This is a genomic window from Daeguia caeni (genome assembly GCF_042653845.1).
In the GTDB taxonomy this organism is placed as follows: domain Bacteria; phylum Pseudomonadota; class Alphaproteobacteria; order Rhizobiales; family Rhizobiaceae; genus Brucella; species Brucella caeni.
This window is the reverse complement of record NZ_JBHSEL010000124.1, coordinates 24,376-43,297: the sequence shown is the minus strand read 5'-3', so window position 1 is coordinate 43,297 and position 18,922 is coordinate 24,376. Positions and strand designations below refer to the sequence as shown.

The window sequence follows — 18,922 nt, the reverse complement described above, 5'->3', positions numbered from 1 at the left end:
GGCTTTTGAGCAATGATCATTTCCGGGGCGAGCATGTCAGACCATATACCTGTCATCGCGCTGCATGGCGGCGCAGGAACGATTCTCAAGGCCAATATGACACCGGAAAAGGAAGCGGCCTACCATGCGGGCCTGCGGGAATGCCTGCAGTCAGGGCTTGATGTCCTGCTTGAAGGCGGCACGGCTCTTGATGCAGTCACGGCTGCTGTCATCGCACTGGAAGAAAATCCGCTTTTCAATGCCGGCCGCGGTGCCGTCTATACCACCGACGCAACGCATGAAATGGACGCGGCCATCATGGATGGCAGGACGCGCGCCTGTGGCGCCATTTCCGGCATATGCGGCCCGCGCAATCCGGTTCTGGCGGCGCGTGCGGTGATGGAAAAGACTGAACATGTCTTCCTTGCCGGTGAAGGCGCAAAACGTTTCTGCGTGGAAGCTGGTCTTGAAATCATGCCACCTGAATGGTTCGGTACCGAACAGCGTCTGCAGGCCCTGCACAAGGAAATGGAACGCCGCCAAAGCGGCTCGCCCGATGATGGCGATCCGGCGCGCAAACATGGCACGGTTGGTGCGGTTGCACGCGACAAATTCGGCAATCTTGCCGCCGCCACCTCAACCGGCGGCATGACGGCCAAAACACCGGGCCGTGTCGGCGACAGCCCCGTCATCGGCGCCGGAACATGGGCGGACAACCAGACCGTTGCGCTTTCTGCGACCGGCCATGGTGAATATTTCATCCGCTGGGCCGTTGGCCATGAGGTGGACGCCCGCATGCGCTGGGCAAAACAGTCGCTTGAACAGGCTGCAACGGAAGTCGTGCAGGAGCTTGGCGCGATCGGCGGCTCTGGCGGCGTGATTGCGGTTGACGCCAAGGGCAATATCTGCCTGCCCTTCAACAGCGAAGGCATGTACCGCGCCTGGTGCGGCAAGGATGGCATCATCCACACCGCAATCTATGAGTGAACCCGGACTTTCATGACAGATCCTGATCAGACCGGGTGCAGGTCTGGTCAGGCATCATGGAAAGTGGGGAGGTTTTGATCAGCTGAAGCTGAATTCTGGGAAACGGCGTGCCCCAGAGGAATCGAAAGCAGTCTGTTGCACTCTTCCCCTGGGTCTATCGGCAACGAAACCTCGTTGGCACTCTTCAGCAGAAGAAAGCACTTCCGCGGCATTGCAACCCGGTATGACAAGTGCCCCGAAAATTACCTTGCTGCCATAAGGTTCATTACAACCAGACTTTGATATCTGAGCTTATGAGCCGACGGCCTGGAATTAACGAGAGCATCGGTTAACGACGCTTTTTCCGTCTCTTTGGCAAATAGGACCTCGGGAAGAAACCAGGTACATAGCGTCGACCACGAGTGGCTCTTATTTCCGAAGGGTCATGGCAATGGCGCGGCCTACCGTGACAACCATTTTTGTTTACTGCCCCAGGTGTTGCTTCTGCAGATCCCGCAGCGAACACGCTCACAATTCCCAAACAAAATGCACGTCTAGAAATCATGCCTGCCTCCAGCAAAAATACGTTTTGAGCTTAACCCAAAGAAACAACAAGTCGAGGTGTTACAGAAAAATGGCATCTGATAAGTAATGACAGATTGTCGCAGGAAAATGCAGAAATTTTCATTCAAAACGAATTCAAGGCCCAATCCGAAAAACACATAATTACGGTTATTGGACAAGTTCTCTGTTTGAGAGCCAATATATTGAAATCATTGGTACGCCCAAGGGGAATCGAACCCCTGTTTGCGCCGTGAGAGGGCGCCGTCCTGACCGCTAGACGATGGGCGCAGAGAATGAGAGACATATAGACCTCATTCTGTTCAAGTCAATCTTTGTGCTTTATGGAATTTTCAGCGTTCGCGATCTGTCGATTTTCATGTGCGCAACAGACTGCTGAAACCAGGCGCCTGTTTCGGAGAAAATGCTGTAAGGGGGCTTTTGCCCCCCTTGTCAGTTCTGTTCATCACTGCCGAGTTTCACGCGACCAACAATACGCGCTTCGCGATAATCATAGATCAGAAGCTCCGTGCCGCCATCTGGCATAAGAATTTCAAGCGAAAGCTGATTGCCCGAAAGACTCTGGGATAGAAGGCGCGATCCAGTCACAAGATTGATCTGTGATTCGACCATTTTCGGTGGTTCTGGCAGGGCTGGCGTCTGCTGGCCCGGAATTTCAGAATGCGTTTCCGGTTTCGGTTCGTCGGACGATTTATTGATCTTGTAGACAACTGCGCCCAACACAGCCATAAGCCCAACCAGCATCACGCCAATGGATACGGCAAGCAGACGTATCATCTTGCGGCGCACTTTCTCCATGGCTGGATCAAGTGCTGGCTCTGGATCTGGATAATAATCTTGCTGATAATGCTGATATCCGGAATCGTGATGATTTTGATACCGCTGTTGGTGTAGATCCTGCATTCAATGACTCCGGTTCAAACTCTCGCGTGCGGGTGATAACGAAGGAATGACACATTTGAAAGAGCTAATTACCGACTCTGAAGCTGCAGGCAAACGCCTCGACCAATGGCTGGCCGCAGCCTTGGGGCCGGAACTCTCTCGCAGCCGCGTTCAGTCCCTGATTGCTGACGGCCATGTGACCGTCAACGGCGCGCCCGCCAGGGAAACCAAGCAGAAGCTGCGCGAAGGCATGACCATAACCATCGCGCTGCCAGAGCCGGAACCTGCCGAGCCACAACCGGAAAACATCCCTCTCGACATTCTCTATGAGGACGATGATCTCATTGTGGTCAACAAGCCTGCTGGCCTTGTTGTCCACCCCGGCAATGGCAACTGGACGGGAACGCTGGTCAATGCACTGATCTATCATTGTGGCGACACCTTGTCAGGCATTGGCGGAATCCGCCGTCCGGGCATTGTTCATCGCCTCGACAAGGATACGAGCGGCGTCATGGTCGTCGCCAAGAACGATCACGCCCATCGCCATTTGAGCGCGCAATTCGCCGACCATGGCCGCACAGGCGAACTCGAACGCTGCTATGTCGCGCTGGTCTGGGGCATGATGGAACGGCCGCAAGGCACGATCGAAACCTATCTTGGCCGCTCACATCGTGACCGCACCAAGCAGGCTGTCGTCGATGAAATGCGCGATGATGCGCGCTATGCCATCACGCATTATGCAACGATTGAAAAATTCGGCCCGCGCGAGGACGCAACCGCCCTCGCCTCACTGGTTGAATGTCGTCTGGAGACCGGCCGTACGCACCAGATTCGCGTGCACATGGCCCATATCGGCCATCCGCTCGTTGGCGACATGGATTATGGCAGCGCCTACAAGACCAAGGCCAACAAGCTGGCAGAGCCGTTAAAGGAGGCCGTCAACGGCTTTACACGTCAGGCGCTGCATGCGGCACAACTGGCCTTTGAACACCCTACAACCAATGCGATCATGAGCTTCGAAAGTCCGATGCCGGGCGATATGTCTGATCTTGTTGAAAAATTTTGGCTTTACGCGAAATAGGGCTGCAGTTTTTCATTGACGGGAAGGTAAATTTGCAATTAATGGTTGCGCGCAAAGTTCATTCAGGTCGTTGACACATTGTTTCATTTATTCAGGCATCGTGTTTTCGCCAAAATGATGCTTATATAGATGAGTCCGAAGTTGTCTGTGCCAGACTGCATTGCAGGGGCAGATGGCTTCCAGGTTTGCCAAAAGGGAACCTGAAATCCAAGGGAGGGTGCTTGATGACCCAGAGTATGAATCTTCCGACAATCACATCCGGCGATGGTGGTCTTACCCGCTATCTCGAAGAGATCCGCCGTTTTCCGATGCTTGAGCCGCAGGAAGAATATATGCTGGCCAAGCGTTATCATGAACATGGCGACCCGAAGGCTGCGCACAAGCTGGTGACAAGCCATCTGCGTCTCGTGGCCAAGATCGCCATGGGCTATCGCGGCTATGGTCTGCCAATCGGCGAGGTCATTTCCGAAGGCAATGTCGGCCTGATGCAGGCGGTCAAGCGATTTGAACCGGAGCGCGGATTCCGTCTTGCCACCTATGCCATGTGGTGGATCAAGGCTTCCATTCAGGAATATATCCTGCGTTCGTGGAGCCTTGTGAAAATGGGGACCACGGCCAATCAGAAGCGCCTGTTCTTCAACCTGCGCAAGATGAAAAGCAGGATTCAGGCGCTGGATGATGGCGATCTGAACCCGGAACAGGTCAAGCAGATTGCGACCAAGCTGAATGTCAGCGAAGACGAAGTGGTTTCCATGAACCGTCGTCTGTCTGGCGATGCGTCGCTGAATGCGCCATTGCGCGCAAACGAAGGCGAATCCGGTGAATGGCAGGACTGGCTGGTTGATGACAGCTCCAGCCAGGAAGAGACACTGATTGAGCAGGATGAACTGGATAGCCGTCGCTCCATGCTTGAACAGGCCATGGACACGCTGAATGATCGTGAACGCCGCATTTTTCAGGCGCGCCGTCTTTCAGATGAGCCAATGACGCTAGAAGACCTCTCGGCTGAATTTGGCATCAGCCGGGAACGTGTGCGCCAGATTGAAGTCCGCGCGTTTGAAAAGGTGCAGGCTGCGGTCAAGGCCGCAGCCCAGAAACAGAAAGCAGCCCTGAAAACGATCGATTCCGTTCCAGCCTGACGACAGGTTCTGCCGCCTTTCTGGCGACAGAACGCTACATTGCTGCCGAACGGCATAAGCCGTCCTGTATCGGTCCTGACCACAAGACCAGACAAGCCTGAATATTTTGCAGCATCCGCACTATTGACCGTCGTGATCTGGCGGCAATGTCTGTGGATGTTCCGGCTTGTCATTCTGCATGATGACTGGCCAAGTCCCCGTCTTCACACAAGTCTGCAGGCTTCGATCACACGCCTGACCCCGACCATGGACTGCATGGAAAGGCAGTCTCCCCTAAGCGGAAACCAAAGACCTGCGCCGCGTCATTACATTGATTTTATTTAATGTTCAGAACGATTTCGTTCATATCCCGTTAAGCTTCGCGGACATAGTTTCAGGCCATGAATAAAGGAGAAGCTCACGTGCTTAAGAAAATCATTCTTGCTGCAGTCGCCCTTTCGTTTGTCGGTGCTCCGCTTGCTCAGGCACAGGCGCCGCACAAGCCTGCCCCGGGTCACATGGAACCTGCCCGTCCATCGGCACCCGGAAAGCCAAAGCATCGCGTTGAACCGCATAAAGCCGGACGTCCGGGCATGCACCGCAACCATTTTGCCAAGGGGCAACGTTTTGGCGACTGGCGCCGTCATCACGAAGTGCGGGATTACAAGCGCTATGGTCTGCGCAAACCGGCACGTGGACAGCGCTGGATCAAGGTTGGCGACCAGTTCCTGCTGATCACAACGGCAACCGGCGTCATTGCCGGCATTCTGGCCGCACGGTAACAAACACAGCCAGACAGAAGGCGGCCCTTCGGTCGCCCTTCTCTCCATAATATCAGCGACATCTGAACTGTAATGAATCACTGATCGGTTTCAGCCTATTATGAAACCATTCTGGCACATGCATCGTTCAGCGGTCAGGACGCCCCCTCCGAATGGCTCAACAAAGGTTCAAATCCTCTTGCGTGCACCAGTTTGCATGCGCCAGTTTTCTTCCTCACACCCTTCATAAACATCATGTGGTCTTGTCTCATGACATGATGATGCGATGAGCATGAGTGAAGACGTCGAACTCCTCGCCACGCACCACAGCAACAAGAGTGAGATTCGACTCTTCGGCCAGACGAATGGCAAGAGAGGTCGGCGCCGAAATGGCGGCCAGAACAGGAACACCGGACATGACGGTCTTTTGTACCATCTCCACTGAAACGCGGCTGGTGAGCGCCACAAGCCCTTGCTGTGGCTGCATGTGGCCGCGTGCGACTGCACCAATGAGCTTGTCCAGCGCATTATGCCGCCCGACATCCTCGCGCACGGCCAGCATGCCATTCGCCGCCGTATAAAAACCCGCCGCATGAACCGCATGGGTTTTCTGGTTTAGGTGCTGTCCAGCCGCAAGCAGAGACATGGCCATGATAATATCGTCGGCCGAAAATTTTGTTCCGTCGGTCTCAAGCGGACGCAAGGGCCTTACCGCCTGTTCAATCGAATCGATGCCGCATAATCCGCAACCAACCGGCCCGGCCATGAAGCGGCGGCGGGCAACCAGCGCATTTTCACGCGTCTCCGTCAGCCACATCTGGACATCAATGCCCTGATCAAAAGCAACGATTTCCATGCGTTCGATTTCGCTGGCACGCGCAATAATGCCTTCAGTGAGGCTGAAGCCGATAGCGAAATCTTCGAGGTCTCCTGGCGTTGCCATCATGACAGCTTGCGTTGTGCCATTATAGCTCAGCGCTACCGGCATTTCTTCGGCAACCAAGCGTGTACCATTGTCAAAGCGCTGATTACGGCGCGCGATGAGCTGAACCTTCTGGCTGGTGCTGGTTTTGGTCAAGGTGGCCATCTCTCTCATGAAACTATCCTGCACGACAGTTTCATGTGACACGAATCCGCAGTTTATGTAAGGTGCAGCGAAATCTTACATGAAGATCGTTGCGACTTTGACCGCGACAAGCGAGGAAAAATGGATATTCGTCAAATCGATGAAAACTATTCGGTCTCCGGCCAGATTGTCCCTGAGGATGTGCGTGAAATCGCGGCGGCCGGTTTTCGTACCATTATCTGCAATCGTCCGGATGGCGAAGCTGGCCCGGAGCAGCCAGATTTTGCCGATGTCGCCCGCGAGGCTGAAAAGGCCGGGCTGAAGGCCTATTACATTCCGGTAATTGGTGGCCAGCTGACGCAGGACGACGTGGATGCTCATGCCAAGGCGCTGGAAGAGGCAGAAGGCCCTGTCCTGGCCTATTGCCGTTCAGGCGCGCGCTCTACGAACATTTACGGCATCGTACAGCAACAAAAGCGCGGATAAAGAACGATCGCAGACTACGCGGACGGCGAGACCGGCTTGGCATTGCAGCGGTTTTAACAGCAGGTGATGCGATCATTGGTCACCGTCCCGACAGTCGTGCGCGACGACCATGCAGCGTTTCTGCGTTCTGCGCACAATATTGACGATAGTAGAACAGGCCAGCACGATAGACTGTCGCGCAAACCCCGATGCCAACCAGCATCCAGCCAGAAGCCTGCAACCAGACAGGTGCATCAAAACTACCGCCAAAGGCAACAATCATAGTGCCAGCCCACAGAATGGCAGCCGTACGGCGCCAGAAAACAGGCGTCAACTCATCGAACACCGCCTTCCAGAGCGAATAGACCAGGCAGGCAAAAAAGAGTGCGGCTGCCAGACCGATATTCAGCAATTCGACAGGCAACCATTGTTGCGACGTCATCATATCCACCATCAATCCTGTTTCGACTGGGTCATCAGAAAACAGTCGCGTTTTCGTTTTCCCTGCGTCGATCCTGTTTCAAGCCAATTCCGGCTAGCCCTGATATAGGGCGACAAGGTGTTAAAACCATAGAAATGACAGCAGAACATAGTCACATATTATTGCGTTCACGCGATGTATCGTGTTGAAATCATTGGCAATGTATTAATGCCCAGACCCCACCTCTTCAATATCCCCCTGATAGGCTTAACAAATCCACGCCCAAACATGTCTGGCGGTGAACGCGCTAAGCTATCATCATCGCGCATCCTGTAACAGTTGTTACAATTTGATACTGGAAGATGGCACATTGCCCATCACAGACGCCGTCCGACACGCGCAAGCAGGATGACAGGCAGAATACCCACCACGACAATTGCAAGTGCTGCGATTGCCGCTTCTTCATAGGTGCCGCGTGCCGCTTCGCCATAAAGATGTGTCGCAAAGGTTTCCATATTCAGGGGCCGCAGCAGCAAGGTGGCCGGGAGTTCCTTGACACAATCAACAAAGACCAGCAGTCCTGCGGCAACGATGGCGGTTTTCGACAATGGCAGATGTATGGCGCGGAAGGTTTCGCTAACTGTACGTCCAAGCGTGCGCGCAGCATGGTCAAGCGAGGCTGGAATGCGTTCGAAACCCGCATCAATCCCGCCCGCAGAAATGGCGAGAAACCGCACCACATAGGCGTAAATGACAGCAGCGCCACTGCCAATCAGGATAAGGCCGGATGTGGCATCAAAAATACTTGCCCAAAGCTGATTGACGATGCGGTCAAAACCGCCTGCCACGACCAAAATGCCAATGGCAATCACCGTGCCCGGCGCAGCATAGCCCATCGTTGAAATTCGGAAAAACCAGCGTGCAGCAGCTTTTGGAAACAGGCGCAGCGCATAGGCGATAACAAGACCACAGATGAGAACCAGCAAGGAGGCGATGGCCGCAAGCGTGACTGTATTGATCGCCTCGCCGATCAAACGCGGGGAAAGACCGGCAAATTGATAGCGTTTATAGGCCTCGACAGCGAGATAGCTGGCCGGAAGAACAAAGCCGATAATAATGGGCAGGCTTGCAAGGGCACAAAGCAGCAAGCCTGAAAGGCCGTGCACGCTGACCGGCGTAAAGCTGCGCGTACGGCGGATATTGGAAACATAACGCTGACGGCGACGCGCCCAGCGTTCCAGCGAGACAAGCGCCACAACCAGCAACAAGAGCGCAAGTGCAATCTGGGCAGCACCCGGAAGATCGGATCGCGTGATCCATGTCGTATAGATTGATACGGTCAGGGTGCGCACGCCGAGAAATTCGGCTGCTCCCACATCGTTCAACGTTTCCATGAGTGCAAGGCTGACGCCGACGGCAACGGCCGGACGGGCAAGTGGCAAGGCAACGTGCCAGAAAATGCCGCGGCGGGAAACGCCCAAAGTCCGTGCCGCTTCAATCAGGCTGGCTGATTGGGTCAGGAACATCGCCCGCGTTGGAATATAGACATAAGGATAAAGCACAAAGCCCAGCAGCATGATACAGCCCGCCATGGAGCGGATGTCGGGCAGACGAAATTCGCGCGGCGATGAATAGCCAAGCACAAATCTGATTGCCGACTGGATCGGGCCGATCGGGTGCAAAAGGTCGAGATAGGCATAAGCAACGATATAGGTCGGCACGGCAAGCGGCAACAACAATGCCCATTCCAGCACAGCACGGCCACGAAAATCATAGGCCGTCACCAGCCATGCCATGGATGTGCCAAGACCAGCAGCAAGCACTCCAACGCCCAACAACAGCGTGGTTGTATCGATCAGCGCCGTTGGCAAGGTCGTTGCCAGAAGATGGCTCCACAACCCGTCCGAGCCCTGAACCGCTTCAAACAGCAGCGCCAGCACCGGCAGACATGCCAGCATCGCGAACAGACCAGAAAACCACAACCAGCCCTTTCCCGCCCGCGAGTCGCGGACGAGACGCTGCTGCAATGGGGCGGAGAACACAGTCATCAGGTCACTCTATGATCAGTGCCAGGATCAGATGCCGCGCAATCCACCACCCATGCCCCAGCAAAAACGCTCCAGCAACCCGCATATCCGCGACTGTTCGCTTGCAGGCTGCCGGAGACATATTCAGTCTGCTTAATTGTCGAAACCGACCTTGTCCACCAGCTCGCTTGCCTGTTTGCGATGGCTGACGATTTCTGTCAAAGGCACAGTGTCGATTTTCAGCTCACCAAAGGATTCAACAATCGGATCGAGCGGCACACCCTTCTTCACCGGATATTCAAAATTGGCGCGGGCATAGATGGCCTGAGCTTCGTCTGAAACCAGATATTCAAGCAGCTTCTGGGCCTCTTGCCTGTGCGGGGCGTGTTTTGCAATCGCAGCACCAGAGATATTCACCTGTGTGCCGCCATCCTTGAAGGTGGGCAACACGACCTTGATACCATCGCCCCAGGCCTTCTGCTCTTCACCGCCTTTGCCCGAGCGCATCAGGCCGACATAATAGGAATTGGCAACAGCCAGATCGCAAATGCCGCCCACAATATCCTTGGCGCCATCACGATCGCCACCTGCAGCCTTGCGTGCCAGATTGGCCTTCAGGCCCTTCAGCCATTCCTCGGTTTTTTCAACGCCATAATGCGCGATATAGTCGGCAAACAACGCGGTATTATAAGGATGCTGGCCAGAGCGGATGCAGATCTTGCCCTTGTATTTCGGATCGGACAGATCTTCATAATTGATGGATTCAATATCCATGTCCTTGTCAGCATAGACGATACGCGCGCGCATCGACAAGCCATACCAATGGCCATTGGCATCGCGCAATTGCGCCGGAATGGCTTCATTCAGGATACTGGATTCAACCGGCTGCGTCAGACCCTTTTCAACGAGATCGACCAGTTTCCCGGCATCCACGGTCATCAGAATATCTGCGGGGGAACTTTCGCCTTCAGAGGCAACACGTTCTGCCAGACCATCTTTCAGGAAAACCGTATTCACGGTGATCCCGGTCGATTGCTTGAAAGCATCCAGCAGTGGCTGGATCAAACCCGGCTCACGCGTCGTATAGATATTGACCTCTTTGCCAGCCGTTTCAGCCAATGCGGCGCTGGAGAACAGAGAAAGGGCGAGAATTCCTAGTCCGGCACATTTAACCACGATAATGATACCCCTGTTTGGAACAGTTCCAGAAATAGATGACTATTACTGTCAAGTTTATACCGGGAAGCTGTTCCGCGGTCAATTGCATGCATCTATATTTGGGTTGAGTGCCAATCTGACTAATCAGCAAATATAAGTGCGTTCTCAGCGGAAATTCTCAGGAAAATGTGCGTAACGCCGTGCGGAATCTGCATTTTCGTATGGATTCTGAGCGTATTTTCCAGCCCTTCGACCTTCAGGATCAGTTCCTCGCCCTGTCCGAAATAGCTGCGCGACACAACCTTTCCGCGTATATCACCAAGGGTAACAGCGTCATCCGGTACAATATGCAAATCATCCGGCCGCAGATAGACCAGCGCCTGACCAGACGACATGTCAGTCTTGTTTGCCTTGAACACACCCAGCGGCGTTTCCACCCCATCCTGTCCGAACCTGCCGGGAATGACATTGAAATCGCAGAAAAATTCCGCCGCATAGCGATTGACCGGATGCTGATAGATCTCACGCGCCGAGCCAGTCTGCACGATTTCACCAGAGCGCATCAGCACCACCCGGTCGCCCGTGGAAAGCGCCTCTTCAGCCTCATGCGTGACGATAATGGCGGTCGTGCCCAACTGTCTGAGCAGGCTTATGGTTTCGCGCCTGACACTTGCGCGCAGGCCACGGTCCAGGTTTGAAAACGGCTCATCCATCAACAGAACATGCGGCTTAGGCGCCAGAGCGCGGATCAGGGCAACGCGCTGCTGCTCACCACCTGACAGCTGATGCGGATAGCGATCCGCCTTGTCGCCAAGCGAGACACGCTGCAACAGTTCCGCCACACGATGATTGGCGTCAGCACTTTTAAAGGCACGCAGGCCGAATTTCACATTTTGCGCCACTGTCAGATGCGGAAACAGCGCATAATCCTGAAACACCACCCCGACATCACGCTTTTCCGGCTCCACAAAAACCGAAGGACCAACCAGCATCTTGCCACCGATCATCAACGTGCCACTGTCTGGCGCATCAATGCCGGCGATAATGCGCAACAGCGAGGTCTTGCCACAGCCCGAATGGCCGACAAGACAGATAATCTCACCGGAAGTAACATTGAGCGAAACATCTTTCAACGCCTGCACGCCATCAAATGCGCGCGAAATATGAGACAGGCGCAGGGCATCCCCCGCCTCCACATGCAGCGGTTCAATGCCATTCAACAAGGATTTTTGCGCATTGTGCCTGTTCATGAAATCCCGTTCCTTGATCTTAATGACTTTGGGTATAGGCTCACTTTTGCGTGAAAACCACCCAAAACAGGATCGATTATGTCAGGATTGATTACCTTAAGCTGACAAACCCATGCTACGGCGAACCAACTGCTTGAAATTGCAACAATTGCGCTGATGTCACGAAGACGGGCAAAATGCGCATAACTATCCTTTTATTGTTTCAGGAGTGCTCACATGGGGCCGGTTACGGTCAAGGTCGCAACAGCCGATCAATTACCAAAGCAAACCCGTATTGCCATTATTGGCGGCGGCGTCATTGGCGTATCAACCGCCCTGTTTCTGGCCGAGCGCAGAATTCCGGTCGCCCTATTTGAAAAAGGTGAAATCGCAGGCGAACAGTCGAGCCGCAACTGGGGCTGGTGCCGCCGCACCGGCCGCGACAGCCGCGAACTGCCGCTGATTGTTGAAAGCATGCGTCTTTGGGAAGGCATGAATGAACGCACCGGCCGCGAAACAGGCTTTCGCATAACCGGCATTGCCTATGCAGCGGAAAAGGAGGAGCAGCTTGCCATCTATGCCAAATGGATCGAAATTGCGCGTGAGCACGGCATTGAAACCCATCTGCTCAGTGCCAAACAGGCCGAAGCGCTTGCGCCGGGGCTGACCCGCAAGCTTGCAGGTGGCATGCTGACCCCGCTTGATGGCCGTGCCGAGCCACAAATGGCAGTCCCCGCAATGGCGGCCAAGGCGCAGGAAGAAGGCGCGGTCATTTTGCAGAATTGCGCCGTGCGCGGCGTTGAAATCACCAATGGCCGGGTGAGCGCTGTACTGACTGAAAAAGGCCGTGTGCCTTGCGAAGCGGTAGTGGTTGCTGGTGGTGCCTGGTCGCGGCTGATCCTGTCGCAATTTGATGCCCACCTGCCGCAGCTGAAAGTACGCTCATCTGTATTCCGTACCGCACCAATTGAAGGCGGCGTGGAACCGGCCATTGCTTATTCCGATTTTGCCCTGCGCAAGCGTCTTGATGGCGGCTATACGGTGGCCAGCCTTGGCGGCTCGATTGCCGACATCGTGCCGGACAGTTTCCGTTATTTCCGCGATTTTCTGCCATCACTGTCAACCGAATGGCGCTCGCTGCGCTTCCGTTTTGGCAAGCGCTTTTTTGAAGAGGCGCTACAGTGGAAATTGCGCCCTGCCGACCAAAAATCGGTTTTTGAACAGGTGCGCATCCTTGATCCGGAGCCGCACCACGCAACAAACTGCAAGGTCCTTGCCCTCCTGAAACAGACCATTCCGTCCTTTGCCAATGCAACAATCGCGCAGGAATGGGCAGGCCAGATCGACACAATGCCGGATGTGATCCCGGTCATTTCGCCACTGCCGGGTGTTGAGGGGCTGATTGTGGCAACCGGCTTTTCCGGCCATGGCTTTGGCATTGGCCCCGGCGCAGGCAAGCTTGTTGCAGATATGGTCACCGGCGAAAAGCCGATCGTCGATCCATCCGCATTCCACATTTCGCGCTTTTCAAATGGATCGAAATTGCGGATTGAAAACTGGGGCTAATTTAAAGGATGCCCCAGGCGCGAAAACGCCCGCGACCGGTGATTTCGCGCAGATTCAATTCGGCAATCAGTTTCAATGCGCCCTGCTGTGTCACCTTCAGCTCCTTTTCCACCATCAGGCTGGAAATCAGCGGGGAGCGCAGCGTCATTTCCATCAATTGCGGCAGGCGCGAATTGGATCGCCTGCCTTTAAGCTTGCGGCTCATCTGCTCGCGCGCAAGCATCAGGCGGTCATGCTCCTTCAAGGCCGCATCCGCCATTTCCTCAATCGCAGCAAGAAAGGTCTTTAGCCGTACGAGCTGGCTGCCTGAACGGCGTTCATCCGGTCTTTTGTTGCGCAGGCCAATGCTCAAAGCTGGCACATGATGCGCGGCAAGGCCGGACTGACGCAAATAGGCAGCCGTCAGCACGCGGCCAATCCAGACCGATCGCTGCACCACTTCATGCGTAAACCAGGCATCGTGCATGATGGCTGCGCGCAGCATGGGCGGCAGATGGGCAGTTGCCTCGAAACAGACCATCCATTCCTTGAGCCGCGCATCTTCGTCCTGATCTTCATCGACAAAGACATCATTGCGATCTGCCATGGGCTGCGCCATTTCCCTGCGTGGCCTTGGCTCGGCAAGCCCTTTCAGGATTGCATCCGTGCGCGCCAGAAGTGCATCAATATCCTGATAAAGAGCTGTCTCGTCTGCCTGACTGTCTTGATTGCCCGCTTCTGGCTCTGCCTGCGCAGCCGCTTCTCCCTGCAGACCCAGCAAATGGCGAATGCCCGCTGCACTTAAAGCCCAGTCGGCAGGACGGCCGGCGATCTGGCGGCGCATGCGCAAAACCGCATGGGCAAGCGTCAGGGCATGACTTGGCGTGCGCAGATCCATCATTGCATCATGCAGGACGAGATCTTCCAGATGCACAAGTTCGCCATCAAGCCACATGGACGCCACGGCATCACGCATATCAAGCCGGGCAACCAGCCCGTTCCCTATGGGCGAACACGCAATGCGTTCATCCAGTCGCACCAGCGCTGCCGTGGCATTGCTGACAGGCAGAAAAAGCTCTTCAAGCGGCAGATTGTCGAGTTCATAAGCCATGATTTGGTATCGCAGCAGCAAACCCACAATGGCAAATGGAATCGAGCTTCAAAAACAGATGTTCCGCAACTTTTGCGCAAGCATTGCGGAACATCATATGATTATTGCAAGAAATGCCGATCAGCCAATTGCCATCAGGCTGGCATTGCCGCCAGCAGCAGTGGTGTTGATCGAAGTCGACACTTCTTCCAACAGCCAATTCAGACAATAGGCATCCGGATTCTGCGCGAGTTCTGCACTGGATGCAGCCTGTATCAGAACCAGAGGCCCTGGCAGAGCCGCAATCTTGCGATTGACTGCGATGATGCGATCAGCATCACCCTCGATCAATGCGCCGGCAAATGGCACATCGGCCTGCCAGTCCTTGCTCCACACAACGCGGGCGGCAACCGATGCCGGCAGATCCTTCAGCACAGTGCGCAGACCCGATTCTTCATCAATGATTGCGGTATTGCCGGTGGCAAGCACGGCCGTCAACTGACGATAAAGCCCCATTTCGGTTTGCGGCACCAGCAGGATATGACCGCGCGGATGCAGAGCATAGAGATTGCGTTCACCAACCGGACCGGCCAGTTCAATATCCAGACCAAGCGCCGATGCACTGCCGGTTTCACGAGCAGCCTTTGCCAGTTCATTCATGCCACGCTGACCAAACCAGCGCGCGAAATCCTTGAGCGCCGGATCGGTGTGAACCGAGGCATGACGCGGCGGAATCGGCGCCTTTTCGACCAAGCGACCGAGATAAAGCGGGCCACCCGCTTTGGGTCCCGTACCGGAAAGGCCACGTCCGCCGAATGGCTGCACACCAACCACGGCGCCAATGATGTTGCGGTTGATATAGACATTGCCAACCCGGATACGCTCGGCGACATTGGCGATGGTTTCATCAAGACGTGTATGCAGACCAAAGGTCAGGCCATAGCCGGTGGCATTGATGTCATCGATCAGACGTTCCATATCATCGCGCTTGTAGCGCAGTACATGCAGTACCGGACCAAACACTTCGCGCTTGAGGTCATGGATGCTCTGGATCTCAATGATGGTCGGCGCGACGAATGTGCCTTTTTCAGTGTATGCACCAAGCGGCAGGCGCTCAACCTTGCGGCCAAGGCTGCGCATGGTGTCGACATGCGCCTCGATCACGCCCTTGGCTTCTTCAGTGATAACCGGACCAATATCAACACTCAGCCTGTCCGTACGGCCAATGCTGAGCTCCTTCAGCGCGCCCTTGAGCATGGTCAGAATGCGGTCGGCCACATCTTCCTGCAGGCAGAGAATGCGCAACGCCGAACAGCGCTGTCCGGCACTGTCAAAGGCCGATGCAATCACATCAAAAACCACCTGTTCGGCAAGCGCTGATGAATCGACAATCATCGCATTCTGCCCGCCCGTTTCGGCAATCAGCGGTATCGGCTTGCCATTGGGCAGAAGGCGCGTTGCAAGCTCGCCCTGAATGATGCGTGCAACTTCCGTCGAGCCGGTGAACATCACGCCGCAAGTTTCTGGTGAAGCAACCAAGGCTGCACCAATGCGGCCATCGCCCGGCAGAAGCTGCAAGACATCAGCCGGAATGCCGGCCTCATGCAGGATGCGTACACCTTGCGCGGCAATGAGCGGAGTTTCTTCAGCCGGCTTTGCCAGAACCGGATTGCCAGTCACAAGCGCTGCTGCAATCTGGCCGGTGAAAATGGCAAGCGGGAAATTCCACGGGCTGATGCAGACAATCTGGCCAAGCGGCTTGTGTGCAACCCCAAGCGTGCGACGTGCCTGTTCCGCATAATAGCGTAGAAAATCAATCGCTTCGCGCACTTCACCAATGGCATTTGGCGCGGACTTGCCAGCTTCACGCATGACAAGGCCAATCAGTTCCGGCATGTCGCGCTGCATGATGTCTGCGGCGCGCTCAAGGCAGGCAGCCCGCTCTGCCGGAGCAACCGCAGCCCAGCTTGCTGCGGCCTTTTTTGCTGCCTTCATCGCCTTTGCAACATCGGCTTCAGCGATTTCCGTCACCGTACCGACCACATCACTGTGGTCACCCGGATTGCGCACCGGACGGCTTTCCCCCTTGACCCTGGCGCCTGCCACCAGCGGCTCTGATGTCCAATGACGCGAAGCGCTGTCTGCAAGTGACCTGGAAAGCGCGGCGAGCGTGGTTTCATTCGACAGATCAAGGCCGGCCGAATTCTTGCGATTGCCATAAAGATCCTTTGGCAGCGCAATCTGGTCATGCCGCGCGCCGATAACCGCCATGGAACGGACAATATCGACCGGATCGACAATCAGTTCATCGACCGATACTTTCGCATCGCCAATGCGGTTGACGAAGGAGGAATTTGCGCCATTTTCCAGCAAGCGACGGACGAGATAGGCAAGCAGGGTTTCATGCGTGCCAACAGGCGCGTAAATGCGTGCCGGGCGGCCAAGCTTGTCAGCGCCCACAACCTCGTCATAAAGCGGCTCGCCCATGCCGTGCAGACACTGGAATTCATATTTGCCGGTTTTGAAGTCCGGTCCGGCCAGATGATAGATCGTGGCCAGCGTCTGCGCATTATGGGTGGCAAATTGCGGGAAGATCACATCCGTATTGGCCAACAGCTTGCGGGCGCAGGCAATATAGGAAACGTCGGTGTGGACTTTGCGCGTATAGACCGGAAACTCGTCCAGACCATCTACCTGGGCGCGCTTGATTTCCGCATCCCAATAGGCCCCCTTCACAAGACGCACCATCACACGGTGATTGGTACGACGGGCAAGATCAATGATGAAATCAAGCACGAACGGGCAGCGCTTGCCATAGGCCTGCACGACAAAGCCAATGCCGTCAAAACCAGCCAGCTCCGGATCTTCGCACAGGCTTTGCAGCAGATCGAGCGACAGTTCCAGACGGTCGGCTTCTTCGGCATCAATATTAAGGCCGATATTGTACTGCTTGGATAGAAGCGCCAGCGCCTTGACCTTGGGCAGAAGCTCGCCCATGACACGTTCAGCCTGTGCGCGCGAATAGCGCGGATGCAAGGCCGACAATTTGATGGAAATGCCGGGACCATCATAAATACCGCGACCGGCCGAAGCCTTGCCAATGGCATGGATCGCCATTTCATAGTCTTTATAATAACGCTCGGCATCGGCAGCCGTGGTCGCAGCCTCACCCAGCATGTCGTAGGAATAGCGAAAGCCGCGTTCTTCCAACGGCTTGGCGCGCTTCAGCGCTTCCTCAATGGTTTCGCCGGTTACAAACTGCTCGCCCATCATGCGCATGGCCATATCCACACCACGGCGGATGACCGGCTCACCAGCGCGCGCGATCAAGCGGCTGAGTGCCGCAGAAAGACCGCGATCATTAACCGTGTTGGTCAGTTTGCCCGTAAGAACCAGTCCCCAGGTTGCCGCATTGACGAAAAGCGAACGGCCACCACCAATATGCGACTTCCAGTCACCATGGGCGATCTTGTCGCGAATAAGCGCATCGCGCGTTGCCATATCCGGAATGCGCAGCAGCGCCTCGGCCAGACACATCAGGGCAACGCCTTCCTGACTTGACAACGAATATTCCTGCACCAGACCCTCAACGCCGGTGCCCTTATGTTTGGCGCGCAGCGCCTCGATCAGCTTGCGTGCTGTCGCGCGAATGGCCTTGCGGGTTTCTTCCGGCAAGGTCGCCTGTTCAACCAGCGCCGTCACACATTCTGTTTCCGGACGGCGATAGGCGGCGGTGATTGCCTGACGCAATGCGCTCTGTTCGCGGATAGGCGGTGCAAAATTCTGGAATACAGGAGTGGTGCTGGCAGGGCTCTGATTGTTCATGGTGCAATGCTCGCGCGGTTGGGGACCAATTCCAAAATTCGGGCAGAATGCAGGTCAGCCTTTCCGACGGCTGGCAGCTACAGTCTTTACCCCTCATTTGCGTTTCGCGCACAGTAGCAAAGTTAGCTATTCCATTCAGACCAATTTTTTCCTATTTATAGGCAAAACGAACTTTTATTTGCCTTATAATAGGTCATTTTGATGAAAAATCTGGAAAATTCAGGCGATCTGGATCAGTTCGATCTGCGTATACTCGAAATCATGAGTGATGACGGACGCATCCCCGTAACGGAACTGTCGAAAAAGGTCGGGCTTTCCAAGACCCCCTGTCAGGCACGGCTGAAGCGGCTGGTCGAGCAGGGCTATATTCTGGGCTTTCGTGCGGCAGTAAATCCCGAAAAGCTCGGCCTTGATCATATTGCCTTCACCACAGTCAAACTGTCCGACACGCGCGAGGCAGCGCTTGAAGCCTTCAATACGGCCGTACGCAAGATCCGCGAGGTGGAAGAGTGCCACATGATCGCAAGCTCTTTCGACTATCTGCTGAAGGTGCGCACGTCCAACATCCGGCGCTATCGCGAAGTGCTGGGCGAAAAGATTTCCAGCCTGCCCAATGTGGCAAGCACCTCGACCTTCGTGGTCATGGAATCGGTCAAGGATAATCGCCCAGTCAGAATCTATCCCGGCGCGATCTGAGTTTCCAACAAGGTTGATGCCTCGCTTGCGA

The 18,922-nt window shown here is 55.2% G+C and carries 15 protein-coding genes, 1 tRNA gene and 1 pseudogene; 8 read left to right on the top strand and 9 right to left on the bottom strand.

Annotation, left to right across the window (positions count from 1 at the left end; translation table 11 throughout):
• Positions 1-33 precede the first annotated feature (33 nt).
• Together ACFO1V_RS13820 and ACFO1V_RS13815 are read left to right on the top strand one after the other, a co-directional pair.
• Complete coding sequence (locus ACFO1V_RS13820; RefSeq protein ID WP_374831106.1) at positions 34-966, top strand: isoaspartyl peptidase/L-asparaginase family protein; 933 nt, start codon at positions 34-36, stop codon at positions 964-966.
• 110 nt (positions 967-1,076) lie between these two features.
• Positions 1,077-1,248 (top strand): annotated as a pseudogene (locus tag ACFO1V_RS13815) (IS5/IS1182 family transposase); the annotation flags it as partial.
• Between the two features lie 474 nt (positions 1,249-1,722).
• Here ACFO1V_RS13815 and ACFO1V_RS13810 read toward each other — a convergent pair.
• A tRNA-Glu gene (locus tag ACFO1V_RS13810) sits at positions 1,723-1,797 on the bottom strand.
• 162 nt (positions 1,798-1,959) lie between these two features.
• Positions 1,960-2,430 carry a hypothetical protein gene (locus ACFO1V_RS13805; protein WP_374831104.1) on the bottom strand — a complete coding sequence of 157 codons (471 nt, stop codon included), beginning with the start codon at positions 2,428-2,430 and terminating at the stop codon, positions 1,960-1,962.
• Positions 2,431-2,476: 46 nt separating this feature from the next.
• Between ACFO1V_RS13805 and ACFO1V_RS13800 the strand changes: the two genes are divergently transcribed.
• From ACFO1V_RS13800 to ACFO1V_RS13790, 3 genes are all read left to right on the top strand, one after another.
• Positions 2,477-3,490, top strand: a complete 1,014-nt coding sequence (locus ACFO1V_RS13800; RefSeq protein ID WP_374831102.1) for an RluA family pseudouridine synthase — start codon at positions 2,477-2,479, stop codon at positions 3,488-3,490.
• Positions 3,491-3,714: 224 nt separating this feature from the next.
• Positions 3,715-4,629 (top strand): RNA polymerase sigma factor RpoH, encoded by a 915-nt coding sequence (gene rpoH / locus ACFO1V_RS13795; protein ID WP_374831100.1) that lies wholly within the window; start codon positions 3,715-3,717, stop codon positions 4,627-4,629.
• A gap of 401 nt (positions 4,630-5,030) precedes the next feature.
• Complete coding sequence (locus ACFO1V_RS13790) at positions 5,031-5,390, top strand: RcnB family protein (RefSeq protein WP_374831098.1); 360 nt, start codon at positions 5,031-5,033, stop codon at positions 5,388-5,390.
• 247 nt (positions 5,391-5,637) lie between these two features.
• On the opposite strand, the gene fdhD is transcribed toward ACFO1V_RS13790, so the two are convergent.
• A complete protein-coding gene (gene fdhD, locus ACFO1V_RS13785; protein WP_374831252.1) occupies positions 5,638-6,447 on the bottom strand; it encodes a formate dehydrogenase accessory sulfurtransferase FdhD in 810 nt (269 codons plus the stop codon).
• Between the two features lie 129 nt (positions 6,448-6,576).
• On the opposite strand from fdhD, the gene ACFO1V_RS13780 reads away from it, so the two are divergent.
• Positions 6,577-6,921, top strand: coding sequence for a protein tyrosine phosphatase family protein (locus tag ACFO1V_RS13780; RefSeq protein WP_374831096.1), 345 nt, complete (start codon positions 6,577-6,579; stop codon positions 6,919-6,921).
• A gap of 79 nt (positions 6,922-7,000) precedes the next feature.
• Here the strand turns inward: ACFO1V_RS13780 and ACFO1V_RS13775 are convergent, their stop codons facing one another.
• From ACFO1V_RS13775 to ACFO1V_RS13760, 4 genes are all read right to left on the bottom strand, one after another.
• Positions 7,001-7,345 carry a hypothetical protein gene (locus tag ACFO1V_RS13775; protein WP_374831250.1) on the bottom strand — a complete coding sequence of 115 codons (345 nt, stop codon included), beginning with the start codon at positions 7,343-7,345 and terminating at the stop codon, positions 7,001-7,003.
• 353 nt (positions 7,346-7,698) lie between these two features.
• Positions 7,699-9,369 carry an ABC transporter permease gene (locus ACFO1V_RS13770; protein ID WP_374831094.1) on the bottom strand — a complete coding sequence of 557 codons (1,671 nt, stop codon included), beginning with the start codon at positions 9,367-9,369 and terminating at the stop codon, positions 7,699-7,701.
• 132 nt (positions 9,370-9,501) lie between these two features.
• Positions 9,502-10,500: a Fe(3+) ABC transporter substrate-binding protein gene (locus tag ACFO1V_RS13765; protein WP_374831248.1), complete on the bottom strand. Its 999-nt coding sequence runs from the start codon at positions 10,498-10,500 to the stop codon at positions 9,502-9,504.
• Between the two features lie 146 nt (positions 10,501-10,646).
• Entirely contained in the window at positions 10,647-11,756 is a 1,110-nt protein-coding gene (locus ACFO1V_RS13760; RefSeq protein WP_374831092.1) for an ABC transporter ATP-binding protein, read from the bottom strand.
• 216 nt (positions 11,757-11,972) lie between these two features.
• Here ACFO1V_RS13760 and ACFO1V_RS13755 point away from each other — a divergent pair, with 216 nt between their 5' ends.
• The gene (locus tag ACFO1V_RS13755) at positions 11,973-13,301 is read left to right on the top strand and encodes an NAD(P)/FAD-dependent oxidoreductase (protein ID WP_374831090.1); all 1,329 of its coding nucleotides are present in this window, start codon (positions 11,973-11,975) and stop codon (positions 13,299-13,301) included.
• Position 13,302: 1 nt separating this feature from the next.
• On the opposite strand, the gene ACFO1V_RS13750 is transcribed toward ACFO1V_RS13755, so the two are convergent.
• Both ACFO1V_RS13750 and putA read right to left on the bottom strand, forming a co-directional pair.
• The gene (locus ACFO1V_RS13750) at positions 13,303-14,391 is read right to left on the bottom strand and encodes an RHE_PE00001 family protein (RefSeq protein ID WP_374831088.1); all 1,089 of its coding nucleotides are present in this window, start codon (positions 14,389-14,391) and stop codon (positions 13,303-13,305) included.
• A gap of 120 nt (positions 14,392-14,511) precedes the next feature.
• Positions 14,512-18,195 (bottom strand): trifunctional transcriptional regulator/proline dehydrogenase/L-glutamate gamma-semialdehyde dehydrogenase, encoded by a 3,684-nt coding sequence (gene putA, locus ACFO1V_RS13745; RefSeq protein ID WP_374831086.1) that lies wholly within the window; start codon positions 18,193-18,195, stop codon positions 14,512-14,514.
• Positions 18,196-18,396: 201 nt separating this feature from the next.
• Between putA and ACFO1V_RS13740 the strand changes: the two genes are divergently transcribed.
• Positions 18,397-18,891: an Lrp/AsnC family transcriptional regulator gene (locus ACFO1V_RS13740; protein WP_374831084.1), complete on the top strand. Its 495-nt coding sequence runs from the start codon at positions 18,397-18,399 to the stop codon at positions 18,889-18,891.
• Positions 18,892-18,922: the final 31 nt, after the last annotated feature.